The organism is Catenulispora sp. GP43 (assembly GCF_041260665.1).
GTDB lineage: Bacteria > Actinomycetota > Actinomycetes > Streptomycetales > Catenulisporaceae > Catenulispora.
The window spans coordinates 85132-97890 of record NZ_JBGCCT010000024.1 but is presented as its reverse complement, the minus strand read 5'-3'; the positions used below and the strand labels follow the sequence as shown (position 1 = coordinate 97890).

The 12759-nt window shown below is 70.6% G+C and carries 8 protein-coding genes; 3 read left to right on the top strand and 5 right to left on the bottom strand.

What is annotated here, in order from left to right:
* Window positions 1-4 precede the first annotated feature (4 nt).
* The 3 genes from ABH926_RS37345 to ABH926_RS37335 form a co-directional block, all read right to left on the bottom strand.
* Entirely contained in the window at window positions 5-1729 is a 1725-nt protein-coding gene (locus tag ABH926_RS37345) for a GTPase (protein WP_370370687.1), read from the bottom strand.
* 1 nt (window position 1730) lies between these two features.
* Window positions 1731-4637, bottom strand: coding sequence for a GTPase (locus ABH926_RS37340; protein ID WP_370370686.1), 2907 nt, complete (start codon window positions 4635-4637; stop codon window positions 1731-1733).
* A 128-nt stretch (window positions 4638-4765) separates the two neighbouring features.
* The gene (locus ABH926_RS37335; protein ID WP_370370685.1) at window positions 4766-5461 is read right to left on the bottom strand and encodes a TetR/AcrR family transcriptional regulator; all 696 of its coding nucleotides are present in this window, start codon (window positions 5459-5461) and stop codon (window positions 4766-4768) included.
* A gap of 152 nt (window positions 5462-5613) precedes the next feature.
* Between ABH926_RS37335 and ABH926_RS37330 the strand changes: the two genes are divergently transcribed.
* Window positions 5614-6786 (top strand): acyl-CoA dehydrogenase family protein, encoded by a 1173-nt coding sequence (locus tag ABH926_RS37330; protein WP_370370684.1) that lies wholly within the window; start codon window positions 5614-5616, stop codon window positions 6784-6786.
* Window positions 6787-6839: 53 nt separating this feature from the next.
* Window positions 6840-8375, top strand: a complete 1536-nt coding sequence (locus ABH926_RS37325) for a long-chain fatty acid--CoA ligase (RefSeq protein ID WP_370370683.1) — start codon at window positions 6840-6842, stop codon at window positions 8373-8375.
* On the opposite strand, the gene ABH926_RS37320 is transcribed toward ABH926_RS37325, so the two are convergent.
* Both ABH926_RS37320 and ABH926_RS37315 read right to left on the bottom strand, forming a co-directional pair.
* Window positions 8365-9504: a calcium:proton antiporter gene (locus ABH926_RS37320; protein WP_370370682.1), complete on the bottom strand. Its 1140-nt coding sequence runs from the start codon at window positions 9502-9504 to the stop codon at window positions 8365-8367. The genes ABH926_RS37325 and ABH926_RS37320 overlap by 11 nt on opposite strands.
* A gap of 211 nt (window positions 9505-9715) precedes the next feature.
* Window positions 9716-11485: an ABC transporter ATP-binding protein gene (locus ABH926_RS37315; RefSeq protein ID WP_370370681.1), complete on the bottom strand. Its 1770-nt coding sequence runs from the start codon at window positions 11483-11485 to the stop codon at window positions 9716-9718.
* 206 nt (window positions 11486-11691) lie between these two features.
* Between ABH926_RS37315 and ABH926_RS37310 the strand changes: the two genes are divergently transcribed.
* Window positions 11692-12753 (top strand): NlpC/P60 family protein, encoded by a 1062-nt coding sequence (locus ABH926_RS37310; RefSeq protein WP_370370680.1) that lies wholly within the window; start codon window positions 11692-11694, stop codon window positions 12751-12753.
* Window positions 12754-12759: the final 6 nt, after the last annotated feature.

The following is a 12759-nucleotide window of genomic DNA, read 5'->3' as shown; positions in this document are numbered from 1 at the left end:
GTACTTAGAGTAAAGGGTGCCCCTGTCCCCCGCCGGACAGGGGCACGCTCTTTTCTCCGGTCTTCCTGACAAGTCCCTGAGTCAGGGTCCAGGCTCTGACATATCGTTCATGTTCGGCGACGAGCGGCGCGAACAGCAACTGCTCGGTCGCACCCCGCACACGTCCGGTCATCCGCTCACCCACCTTCGCCCGCAGCCGCGTGGCGGCCCGGCGCGCCGCCGGCCGGCACGCGAGGTCCAGCAACGCCCCGCCGACGAGCGCGACGATCGCCACGAGCAGCGGGAACGGCACAGAACCGGTGTCGGGCAGGCTGGAGTCCTTGCCGCCGCCGGAGGCCGCGTAGGCGACGGCACCGCCGACCCCGACGAGCGCCGCGGTCAGCAGCATCCAGTGCAGCACCTGCACGGCGGTCCACCAGCGGGGGATCAGCCGCGGCCCGACTTCCGTCCCGGACAGCGTGGAGTCCAGGGTGTCGGACAGGCTCTTCACGCAGCGATCGCCGATGCGGCGCATCTCCTTGGCCCACAACGGAGGCAGTTCCTCGGCGACGTGGGCCACGGCGTCGGAGACGGCGTGCTCGACGTCGCCGAGCTGGATCGGCGGCGGCGCCGGCTCGCCGGCCACCGCACCGGCCCAGGGGGAGTAGCGCGACTCCTCCGCGCCGCGGACCCGAGATGCCAGTGCCCTGATCGCATGACGCACCGGCCAGCCGGTGACGAGCGAGGCGCGACGGCGATAGGTGGCGTCTATGAGGTCTGACAGAGCCAGCATGCTGGTGCTGTCGCCGATAGCCAGATACGCGGCGGATTTCGCTTGCGGCGTAAGGCTTTCCGGGATGCGGCCATCGCGCGGGGTGAGCTCGGCGGCGATCAGGGTCGCGGCCCGGTCGACGTCCGCGTCGCTGCGCAACAGAGCCGCCTGCTTCCGGCGGACGCGCGTCACTATCAGTTCCCTGAGCTCCTGGAGCCCTTCGCCGGTGCGCGTCGAGGTCAGCAGGATCGGCACATCGGCGAGCCCTGACTCGGCCAGGATCCTGCTCAGATCCGCGGCGCAGGCCCGCGCGTCCAGCGGCGCCAACTCGTCGTTCTTGTTGAGGACGACGACCAGCGTCTCCTGGTGGTGGTCCAGGTGGCGCAGGTAGCGCTCGTGCCAGGAGGCGTCGGCGTACTTCTGCGGGTCGGTGACGAACAGCAGCAGGTCGGCGGCGGCGGTCGCCCGGTCGGTCTCGTCGCGGTGCGCCCGCACGGCGGAGTCGTGGTCCGGCAGGTCGATCAGGACCAGCGGCGCGAGCTCGGGCTCGGCGGTACGGCCGGCGCCGTCCAGCAGCGAGCCTCTCAGTATCCTGTTACCGCTCGCGACCCCGATCCGATCCAGCAGCGCCGAGGAGGCATCGGCGTTCGCCGGATCCCAGATGCACGCCAGCCCGGTGGTCGTCGTCGGCCGGATGGCACCCACCGGAGCCAGATCGAAGCGAATCAGGGCATTGAACAGCGAGGACTTCCCGCTGCCCGTCGCCCCGGCGATGGCGGTGACGACGTGCTCGGGCGACAGGGCGATGCGCTCGTGCACCCGGCGCAGGATGCGGTCGGCCTCCTGAGCGGTGAAGTCCGACAGCCGGCCGTCGGTCTCCTTCAGCAGTGCTTCCAGCGTCGCCAGCCGTCCGGTGAGCGCCTGCGCACCGCCGTCCGGCACGGTCCCGACGCCTCTGCTCGCGATATCGGCGCTCATCTCAGTCTTCCTCGTTCCGGGCTCGAGCCACCGCCGCGCGCGCCTCGGCGAGCGCCTGGGCCTGGCGGGGGTCGAGGGCGTGGGCGGCCAACTGGGCGCGGTGGGGCTCGGCGGCGCGGTCCAGGAGGCGCGCGTTGCCGTCTTTCAGGGACGTGGTGGCGGTGGCCAGGAGCCGGTCGGCGGCTTCGTGGCCGAACATGGTGTGCAGCAGGCCGAGCGCGGCGGAGGCGGCGGGGTCTTCGTCACGCGGGCCGATGCCATCAGCCTCGGCCGCACCCTCTTCCACAGCCCCACCACCGGCAAGCGCCGCTACGCCCAGCACCAACGCCGCGCTCCGCATGTGAGCACCGGCGGGCCCGATCGTCCGCGTGGTCCGCCGCGAATGCGCCTGGTCGAGAATGACCGCCGGCAAATGATCGAGCCACTCCGCAGCAGCCCGCGCCGGATCCCCGGCCCGCCGCGCCGCCTCATCAGCGATCGCCGCCTCGGGCGCCCCCGGCGTCAGCTCCCACTGATCAGAGGTCTTGCGCGCAGCCCGCTCCAACGCCCCGCGATACCCCCGGGCGACGGCTTCGACAAGCGCGGCACGCAACGGCGCGGTAGCGGCATCATGCGCGGTGGGGTTGTGAAAGCGCGCACTCCAATCGGCCTCAGCCCGCTTGCGCCGCCGACTCTTCTTGCCCCCATCCTCCGCCCCGAACAGAGCACTGACACGCCCCGAACCCACCAACTCCTGCCACCGAATCCGCACCTCACCCCCCAACAACTCCCCGGCATCCACGGCCCCCCGAAACCTCACCCGTTCAGCGGTATGCACTCTCTCCAAGCCCTGATGCAATACCTGTAGAGCAAGCCGCTGCCCCTCCCAGGCATCGGCAAGAACCTGAACAAGCCTGTCAACGGAATCGAGCCGCCCGGCCACCCCGAGCATCCCGATCCGCACCCGCCCCGCGGTGTCCGCCCCCGCATCCCTGAGCCACCCGAGCAACCCCGCGACTGCTGCTTCCGGCACGAGCGGGTGACTGTCCCCGTTCCCGATGCCAGATGTAGTTGCTGATGTAGACGCTGATATGGACTCAAGGGCGCCATTGACTTCGGCCCCTGACTCGACCTCGGGCCCTGACTCAACCTCGGGCGCCGGCTCGCCCTCGGGCGTCGGCTCGACGTCGGGCCCAGCCCCAGACTCGAACCCAGCCTGAGACTCGTGACCGGGCCCATCGCCAAGGCCGACTGCAGTTTCAGCCTTCGCCTCGGCCTCAGCTCCAGACTCCGCCTCAGCGTCTGCCTCAGCGTCTGCCTCAGCGTCTGCCTCAGTCTCAGCCCGAACAGCCCCGACCCCGACACCGACCTCAGCCTCAGCCCCGGCTCCCATCCCAACCCGAGCCTCAGCCCGGGCCTCCCCCTCAGACTCATACCGAGCCGCAGCATCCCCCTCAGACTCGGGCGCGGACCCCAAGCCCCCTAGATCCCCGCCCCGACCCCCAACCTCAATCCCCGTCCCCCCGGCAGGCCCGCCAGCGCGCCCGAGCCCGCCGTTTCCATAGCCGCCCTCGCCCGGGGCGCCACCCCCATCGCCAGCCGTGTTCTCGCCCCGCCCTCCGTCCATACAGAGAGCACCGCTGTCGCCAAGGAACGCGCCCCGGGCCAGGGCTCCCTCGCCGTCCCCAACCTCCTCCACCACGAAGAAGGGAACCGCCCCCAACCCATTCACCCGCAACAACTCAACGAAGGCCCCCGAAACCTCCTCCACAACCCCCGCCGCAACCCGCCCCAACACCACGACGACCGGAACTCCCAGCCCACCCACCCGCCGCAGAACCCGCCACACAGCGGCATCCGCATACCGTTCAGCACTCACCACGACCACAACGACGTCCGCGGCCCCCACGACCGCCACGTCGCCATCAACCGTGTCCACCAACGCAACACCACGAGGGAGGGAGGGGGAGGGGAGGGGGGAAGAAATCAAAGCAGCCAGCTCGACCCCCACCCGCGCACCCAGCCCAGCCTCGGTGCCCACGCACGCCCGGCCGACCTGCCCTGCTGCTTCGGCTGGCCCCGATTCCTCGGACGCGACCGTCGCCTCGGCCAGCACTGCGTCGGCGACCACCGGCTCGTTGCCGGACTTTGCCTCGTCAGCAGAATCCGGTGCTTCGCCGGGTATCGATGTCTCAGCGGTAACCGGCTCTTCGACGGCCCCCGATGCGGCGGCGGTCGATGGCTCGGCGGATACGGCTGTGTCGGTGCGCTCGAGCGCTATGCCGGATGTCGTTTCGCCGCCAGGCATCGGCACCTCGGCCGACGCCGAACCATCCTCGCCAACCAGCTCGCCAACCAGCTCGTCGGCCGCCGCCACCTGCTCAGACCGAGTTGCCTCGTCGGCTGATATCGCCTCGCCCGCTGCTTCCGTCTCGCCCGCAGCCGCCGGCTCTGCCTCGGCTGCCAGCTCGGTTCCGGCCGCCGCCGTCTCGTCCGCGGCTACCGGCTCTGCCTCGGCGGCCGACACTGATTCCGCCGACTGCGCCCCCGCCACCTCCACCAGCCCCGCCATATCCGCCGGGTGGCACACCAACACTGCCGCCCGCGTAGTCGGCCGCAGCGGGCCTGTCGCCGAGAGCGTTGCGCCGGCCAGGGCGTTCAGCAGCGTTGATTTGCCGACGCCGGTGGGGCCGGCCAGGGCGCACAGGAGTGGTGCGTCGGGGGTGCGCAGCCTGGGGAGGATCGCGGCTGTGAGGGTGTGCTCGATCTCCGTGCGGGCGCGGCGTGCCGGCTCGGCGGTGGGGAGTTCGAGGGGGAGGGTGATGGCGGTGACCGCTGACAGGAGCGCCGTCGTCGCCTCTATGAGAGCGTTCGGCGGTTGCTCGGGTTGGTCGGTGCCGCCGGTCGCCGTGTTGTCTGTGGCCGCCACAGCGCGAAGCATGCCGGAAGCGGCGCGCGCGGGGAACCTGGTTGGCCAAATCGCGCTGGGGCCGTGTTGAGGGTACAAGTTCACAAGGGTTTGTTGGGGGCTGTTGGCGGCTTTTGGGCGGTGCGGATTCAGGTACGGGTGGCGCCCGGTTCGCCGCCGTGGCGCAACGCCGCGAGCCGGAGCTCCAGGCCGTCGAGGACTGCGGCGAGGCCGACTTCGAAGGCTCGGTCGTCGATCTCGCGCTGATGCTCGGCGAGCAGGTGCGCCTGGTCCAGGTGTGGGTAGACGCCCGCGTAGACCGATGCGTCGGCCGGGAAGCTGGCCGCGAACGAGCCCAGCGCGGATCCGATCACCAGCGAGCGCATCAGGGCGCCGATGCTGGTGGCCTCGCGGCGTGGCCAGCCGGCGGCGACCAGGCCGCCGAAGACGGCGTCGGCGATGTGCAGCTGTGCCGGGCGGCGGCCTGAGCCACGTGCCAGGGCGGGGACCACGTTCGGGTGCGCTGCCAGCACTTCGCGATACGAGCGCGCCCAGGTTGCCAACGCGCCGCGCCACGCTGGCTCTTCGCCGAGGACCTTGCCCGCGCCACCGACCCCCAACCCGGCGAAAGCCGAAACATCCACCCCCGCGACCACGCTGTCGACCACCGCGTCGATCAGCTCATCCTTCGTCGCCACATGGTTGTACAAACTCGGCCCACTCACCCCCAACTCCGCAGCGAGCCGCCGCGTCGACAGCGCCTCCAGCCCCTCGGCGTCGACCAAGGCCAGTGCCGCGGCGACGATGCCGTCGCGGCTGAGCAGCGGCGTCCGTGGCCGAGCCATACGCGTCTCCCTCTCCTGGCTGTCTCCCCGCGGCGTGGCGTGCGCGCCCGGGCACCCCAGTAAATCCCGCCGGCAAACCTTGCGCCGCTAGTTTCGCGCGACTACGTTCAAGAAAACTCCCGGCGCTAGTTTCCGCAACTCCGAGGTGTCCGATGGACCTGTCCCTCACCGATGAGCACGAGGCGATTCGTGCTCTCGCCGCCGATTTCGCCGATCGTGAGCTCATTCCGCACGCCGCCGAATGGGACCGGGTCGAGGCGGTGGACCGGTCCGTGGTGAAGCGGCTTGGTGACCTGGGCTTTCTCGGGATGACCATTCCTGAGGAGTACGGCGGGTCCGGGGGCGACCATCTGTCGTACTGCCTGGTCATGGAGGAGCTCGGGCGCGGGGACACCGCTGTGCGGGGCATCGTCTCGGTCTCGCTCGGCCTGGTCGCCAAGCCGTTGCTGGCCTACGGGACCGAGGAGCAGAAGCAGGCGTGGATTCCGCGGCTCGTCGCCGGTGACGCGCTCGGCTGCTTCGGGCTCACCGAGCCGGGCAACGGGTCCGATGCCGGCCACCTCAAAACCAAGGCCGTGCGCGACGACCAAACCGGTGATTGGCTGCTCACCGGCTCGAAGCTCTTCATCACCAACGGCACCTGGGCCGACCTCGCCCTCGTCTTCGCCCGCACCGGCGACAAGGACGGCCGGCCCGACGACGGTCCGCGCGGCATCACCGCCTTCCTCGTCGCCACCGACACCCCCGGCTTCCAGGCCCGCGAGATCAAGGGCAAGCTGGGGTTGCGCGGGCAGGCCACCGCCGAGCTGGTCCTGGACCAGGTCCGGGTGCCGGACGCGGCGCGCCTCGGGGAGATCGGCCAGGGCTTCAAGATCGCGATGTCCACGCTCGACAAGGGCCGCATGTCGGTGGCCGCCGGCTGCGTCGGCCTGATCCAGGCCTGCCTGGACGCCTCCGTCGGCTACGCGGCCGAGCGCGACCAGTTCGGCAAGCCGATCGCGAACTACCAGCTCGTGCAGGAGATGCTCGCCGACATCTCCGTCGACCTGGACGCCGGCCGGCTGCTGGTCTGGCGCGTCGCCGACCTCATCGAACGCGGCCTGCCCTACGCCACCGCCGCCTCCACTGCCAAGCTCTTCTGCTCCGAGGCGGCGGTGCGCGCCGCCAACAACGCGATCCAGGTCTTCGGCGGCTACGGCTACATCGACGAGTACCCCGTGGGCAAATACCTGCGCGACGCCAGGGTCCTGACCCTCTACGAAGGCACTTCCCAGATCCAGAAGCTGCTGCTCGGCCGCGCCCTGACCGGGGTCAGCGCCTTCTGAGACCTCCAAGCGCCTTCTGAGATCATGAGCACCCCGACAGGAAGCGAGCAGGCATGACCTCCCTATCGCTGGCCAGCGTCCTCGCCGAGCCGGCCTGGCGCCGCCCCGGCCGGACCGCGCTGATCGAGGGCGACCGCCGCTACACCTTCGCCGAGCTGTGGGCCCAGGTGCTCCGCCAGGCCGGCGCGCTGGCCGAGCAGGGCGTCCGGCCCGGCGACAAGGTCGCCCTGATGTGCCCGAACACCGCCGAGTTCCCGCGCGCCTACTACGCGATCCTCGCCGCCGGCGGCGTCGTGGTCCCCGTGCACCTGCTGCTCACCGCCGGCGAAGCCGAGACCGTGCTGCGCGACAGCGGCGCGAGCGTCGTCATCGCCCACGCCATGTGCGCCCAGACCGCGGCCGAGGCCGCCGAGAAGACCGGCGCGCGGCTGCTCACGGCGGGTCCCGGCGGCCGCCTGGAGGAGCTCACCGAGCAGGCCACGCCGCTGCCGACCTTCCTGACCCGCGCGCCCGAGGACCCGGCGGTCATCTTCTACACGTCCGGCACCACCGGCACGCCCAAAGGCGCCGTCCTGTCGCACCTCAACCTGGTGATGAACGCGACGACCGACGCCTACGACGCCCGCGACGAGGTCCGCCGCGACGACGTCGTCCTGGCCTCCCTGCCGCTGTTCCACACCTTCGGCCAGACCGTCAGCATGAACGCCACCTGGCGCCTGGGCGGCACCGTCGTCCTGCTGCCGCGCTTCGACCCCGACGCCGCCATCGCCCTGATGGTCAAGGAACAGGTCACCACCTTCCACGGCGTCCCGACGATGTACGTCACGCTCATCGAGGCCGCGGCGCGCGCCCAGAAGATGCGACTGCCGATGCCGACGCTGCGCCGCTGCGTCTCCGGCGGCGCCTCGCTCCCGGTGCCGGTGCTGGAACGCTTCGAGGCGGCCTTCGGCGCGAAGGTGCTGGAGGGCTACGGCCTGTCCGAGACCTCGCCGGTGGCGTCGGTGAACCAGCTCTCGATTGGCACCCGCGCCGGGACCGTAGGCCACCCGCTGTGGGGTGTGGACGTGGAGATCGCGGACCCGGACGTCCTGGACGCCGTCAAGCTCCTGCCGCGCGGGGAACTCGGCGAGATCGTGATCCGCGGCCACAACGTCTTCACCGGCTACCTCGGCCGCCCCGAGGCCACCGCGGCCGCGGTCGTGGACGGCTGGTTCCGCACCGGTGACCTGGGACGCCGCGACGAGGACGGCTTCATCTCGATCGTCGACCGCACCAAGGACCTGATCATCCGCGGCGGGTTCAACGTCTACCCGCGGGAGGTCGAGGACGCGCTGCTGCGCATGCCGGGCCTCACCGAGGTCGCCGTCATCGGCGTGCCCGACGACGTCCACGGCGAGGAGATCGTGGCGGTCGTGGTGGCGGGGGAGGGTGTGCCCTCGGCCGAGGAGGTCCTCGCCTACGGGAACGAGCACCTGGGCCGGCACAAGTATCCGCGCCGGGTCGAGTTCGTGGACGCGCTGCCGCTGGGGCCGAGCCACAAGGTGCTCAAGCGTGAGCTGCGCGACCGCTTCGGGAAGGCTAAGGACTGACCGCGAGGATCAGATAGCCGGCGCACAGCACCAGATGCGCGCCGCCTTGGACCAGCGTCGCGCGGCCGCGGACGAACGTCAGGGTGCCGACGGCGACGGTCATCGCCAGCAGCACCATGTGGCTGGCGTCGAGGCCCAGGAGCAGGGGGGTGGACAGCCAGATGGTGGCCACGGCGATCGACGGGATCGTGAGCCCGATGCTGGCCATCGCCGAGCCCAGCGCCAGGTTCAGACTGGTCTGCACCTCGTCCCGCTGCGCCGCGCGGACCGCCGCGATCGACTCCGGCAGCAGCACCATCAGCGCGATCACCACGCCGACCACCGAGGCCGGGAGGCCCGCGCGGTCCACGCCGCGCTCGATCGTCGGCGAGACGCCCTTGCCCAGGCCGACCACGGCGACCAGGGCCAGCAGGAGCAGGATCAGGCTGTTCAGGGCCTGGCGGTCGGTCGGGGGCTCGCCGCCGTAGTCTTCTCCGTCGTAGTCGGCCAGATCGAAGTCGTCCGCGCCGTCCCCGCTCCCGTCGTCGACGGGCAGGTAGTCCGGCCGGTGCCGCACCGTGAGCGCGCTGATGAACAGCCCGTACACCGCGATCGAGGCCAGCGCGGCGAAGCTCAGCTGGGTGTCGTTGAACTCCGGCCCGGGCTGCGAGGTGGTGAAGGTCGGCAGCACCAGGGTCAGCCCGGCCAGCGTGATGATCGCGCCGAAGACCGTCGAGGCCCCGTCGGCGTTGAACAGCGCCAGCCCTCGCTTCAGGGCCCCGAGCAGCAGGCACAGGCCGGCGATGCCGTTGCAGGTGATCATCACGGCTGCGAACACCGTGTCCCGGGCCAGCCCCGCGCCCTTGGCGCCCTTCGCCGACATCATGGTGATGATCAGCGCCACCTCGATGACGGTCACCGCGACCGCCAGCACCAGCGACCCGAACGGCTCCCCGACCCGGTGCGCGACCACCTCCGCGTGGTGCACCGCGGCGAGGACCGCGCCGAACAGGAAGGCCGCGATGATCGCCACCACCCACGGCGGCATGTCGCGGCCCCAGGTGAACGCCAGCAGCACGATGGCCAGCACCGGGAGGGCGGTGGACCACACGGCCCACGCGGGCAGGCGCTGCTCGGCTGAGGTGCTCATCGCAGGCCACGATCAGGCAGCGGCGCGGGCCGGGCCAAGTCGAGTCGTCCGAACGGGGTAACGGCTCGGGCAGACCAGCCCCGGGGGCGCGCCGAGAACGGCGGTGGCGGCGGCGCCCTCGCAGGCACCGCCGCCACGTTCCCAACAGCCGCGAGCGCTCCCAAGAAGCCCTAAGAAGCCCCCTAAGAGGCCCTAGAAGCCCTAAGAAGCCCTAAGAAGCCCGCACCCCGTGCAGCGCGGCGTACGCCCCGTCTCGCGCCACCAGCTCGTCGTGCGTCCCGGTCTCCACGATCCGTCCGCCCTCCATCACCACGATCCGGTCGGCGTTGCGCACCGTGGACAGCCGGTGCGCCACGACGAACGTCGTGCGCCCGCTGACCAGCCGGCCCAGGGCCTCCTGGATCAGGCGCTCGGACTGCGTGTCCAGGGCGGAGGTGGCCTCGTCCAGGATCAGCACCCTGGGGTCGCGGACCAGCGCTCGGGCGATCGCCAGGCGCTGCTTCTGCCCGCCGGACAGCCGGGCGCCCTTCTCGCCGACGCGGGTGTCCAGGCCGTCGGGCAGGCGCTCGACGAACTCCAGGGCGTTGGCGTCGCGCAGCGCCTTGCGGAGTTCGTCGTCGTCCACTCCGGTCAGGCCGTAGAGCACGTTGTCGCGGATCGTCCCGTCGAACAGCGTCGTCTCCTGCGGCACGATCGACAGGTGCTTGCGGTAGGTCCGCAGGTCCAGGCCGGCCATGTCGCGGCCGTCGAGCAGGATGCGGCCGCCGGTCGGCCGGATGAAGCCGATGACCAGGTTCAGCACCGTCGACTTGCCGGCTCCGGAGGCGCCGACGAAGGCGACCGTCTGGCCGGGGGCGACCACCAGGTCGAAGTCGGCGACCGAGGGGCGGTCGGCGTCGGGGTACTCGAAGCGCGTGCCCTCGAAGCGGAACTCGCCGCGGACCGACTCCACGAGCTCGCGGCCCTCGTTCTCCTCGATGTCCGGGGCCTGCAGGACCTCGCCGACCGAGCGCACCGAGGCCAGGCCCCGGGTGATGACCGGCGTCAGGTTCATCAGCGCGGTCACCGAGCCGACCAGCGTCGTGAAGAAGGCGCTGAGCATCACCACGTCGCCGGGCGAGGTGCCCAGCGCGCCGGTGTAGGCGGCGTACGCCGCGCCGGTCAGGCAGGCGACGCCCATGAAGTTCAGGGCGATCCACGCCATCGCGCCGAACGTGCCGTTGATCAGGTCCAGCCGCAGCCCGGCGGCGAGCACGCGGCGCAGTGTGCCGTCCACCCGGCGGTAGGCGTCCCGCTCCAGGCCGTGCGCGCGGGTGATGGGGATCAGGTGGGTCATCTCCACGACGCGGGAGGACAATTGCTCCACTTCCGCACGGAAGGACTCATTGTCCTGTTTCATCGGTTTGCGCAGGGCCATCGCCAGCAGCACCGTCACCGGCACCAGCCCGGCGAACACCGGCAGCCAGACCGGGTCCCGGAACGCGATGATGACGGTCGCGCCGACCATCGTCACCAGCGCGCCGATGCCGGTGTCGGAGGTCTGCTGCGCGGCCTGCTCGATGGCCTCGACGTCGCGGATCACCTTGGCCTGCAACACACCGGCGCTGACCCGCGAGTGGTAGCCGATCGTGAGGTGCTGCAGCCGCCACACCAGAGCCGACCGCAGCCGGACGCCCATGCGCCGGATGGAGTGGCTGAAGCAGCGGACGTACAACAGATGTCCGGGAAGGTTGAACAGGAGCAGTAGGAGGAGAATGCCCGAATCGATCCAGAGGCCGGATATCGGGCGGTGCTTCACCACGATGTCGATGACGTCCGCGGTCACCAGGGGAAGCAGGAAAGTGGGGCTGTGCTTGACGAAATAGGCGAGCACACCCAGGGCCAGCCGGCCCCGGTCCTCCCGGAAGAGGTAGGCGAGCGTGCGGATCGGATGCTCGCCGCGGTAGTGGTGGTCGAGGGGATCGGCGGATGGCAAAGCCATGAACGCACTCCCGAATACTTGCAGGCCGACGGGATATACGGATCAAGTCTTCCAGAGCGCGTCGAGCCCTGTCAGCCGCGTTTCGAGCCGCGGTCGGTGCTCGGGTGTTGTCTCATGTCCGCCGACTTTGCCGGGACTTTCTGGTCCGCCTCCCCCCTAGGGGGCTATGGTGGTCCGGACCTAGCGGTGAAGCGGAGGCTACAAACATGGTGACGTCGCCCAAGGAAGCGGCCCATCGCGCGCCGAAGAAGTACGTTCCGGTTTCCCGGACGGCGATGACGGTGACGCTGGCGACGGCGGCCGCGGGATCGGTGGCTCTGCTGCCGACCGCAGAGGCTGACCCGAATGCGAACATCAACGACGTGAAGGCCCAGGTGGACAAACTCCACCAGGAGGCCGAGCAGGCATCGGAGGCCTACAACGAGGCCAACACGAGCCTGGCAGACCTGCAGCACAAGGTGGACCAGCTGCAGGCCCGCATCACCGCCGAGCAGAACTCGCTGAACTCCGCCCGCAGCGCGCTGGGCGGCCTGGCGGCCGCGCAGTACGAGTCCGCGGGCGTGGACAGCACCCTGCAGCTGATGCTGACCCAGTCCCCGGACCAGTACCTGCAGCAGGCCACCGCCATGGCCCAGGTCACCGACGGCAAGAAGGCCACCATGGCCAGCGCCGCGGAGATCCAGCGGCAGCTGAACCAGGACAAGGCCAGCGCCAGCGACCAGCTCGCGATGCTGGCCAAGACCAGGACGCTGATGGCGCAGCAGAAGTCGGACATCGACGCCAAGGAGCAGCAGGCGCAGAACCTGCTGGACCAGCTGACCGCCTCGCAGCGCGCGCAGTACAACCGGCTGACCGCCACCAGCGACAGCTCCAGCAGCGGCGTCTCCAAGTCGGTCATCAACAACCTGCCGGTCCCGACCGACCCCCGCGCGGCGATAGCGGTGGCGTTCGCCAAGGCACAGGTCGGCAAGCCCTACATCTGGGCGGCGGCGGGCCCGAACGCCTACGACTGCTCCGGTCTGACGATGGCCGCCTGGGGCAAGGCCGGCGTGATGATGGCGCACGGCTCGCGCGACCAGTACGCGGCGTTCCCGAAGGTCTCGGAGTCCCAGCTGGAGCCGGGCGACCTCGTCCTGTTCTACTCCGACATGCACCACATCGGCATATACGTCGGCAACGGCATGGTGATCCACGCCGGCAACCCCGACTCGGGCGTGCAGTACATCCCGATGAACGAGATGCCCGCCGTGGGCTTCGTGCGCCCGTAAGGGTTT

Bases quoted from the DNA above. Each gene is read 5' to 3' on its own strand.
- ABH926_RS37325 (WP_370370683.1), top strand. From the start codon at position 6,840: ATGACCTCCCTATCGCTGGCCAGCGTCCTCGCCGAGCCGGCCTGGCGC.
- ABH926_RS37335 (WP_370370685.1), bottom strand. From the start codon at position 5,461: ATGGCTCGGCCACGGACGCCGCTGCTCAGCCGCGACGGCATCGTCGCC.
- ABH926_RS37320 (WP_370370682.1), bottom strand. From the start codon at position 9,504: ATGAGCACCTCAGCCGAGCAGCGCCTGCCCGCGTGGGCCGTGTGGTCC.
- ABH926_RS37330 (WP_370370684.1), top strand. From the start codon at position 5,614: ATGGACCTGTCCCTCACCGATGAGCACGAGGCGATTCGTGCTCTCGCC.
- ABH926_RS37345 (WP_370370687.1), bottom strand. From the start codon at position 1,729: ATGAGCGCCGATATCGCGAGCAGAGGCGTCGGGACCGTGCCGGACGGC.
- ABH926_RS37315 (WP_370370681.1), bottom strand. From the start codon at position 11,485: ATGGCTTTGCCATCCGCCGATCCCCTCGACCACCACTACCGCGGCGAG.
- ABH926_RS37310 (WP_370370680.1), top strand. From the start codon at position 11,692: ATGGTGACGTCGCCCAAGGAAGCGGCCCATCGCGCGCCGAAGAAGTAC.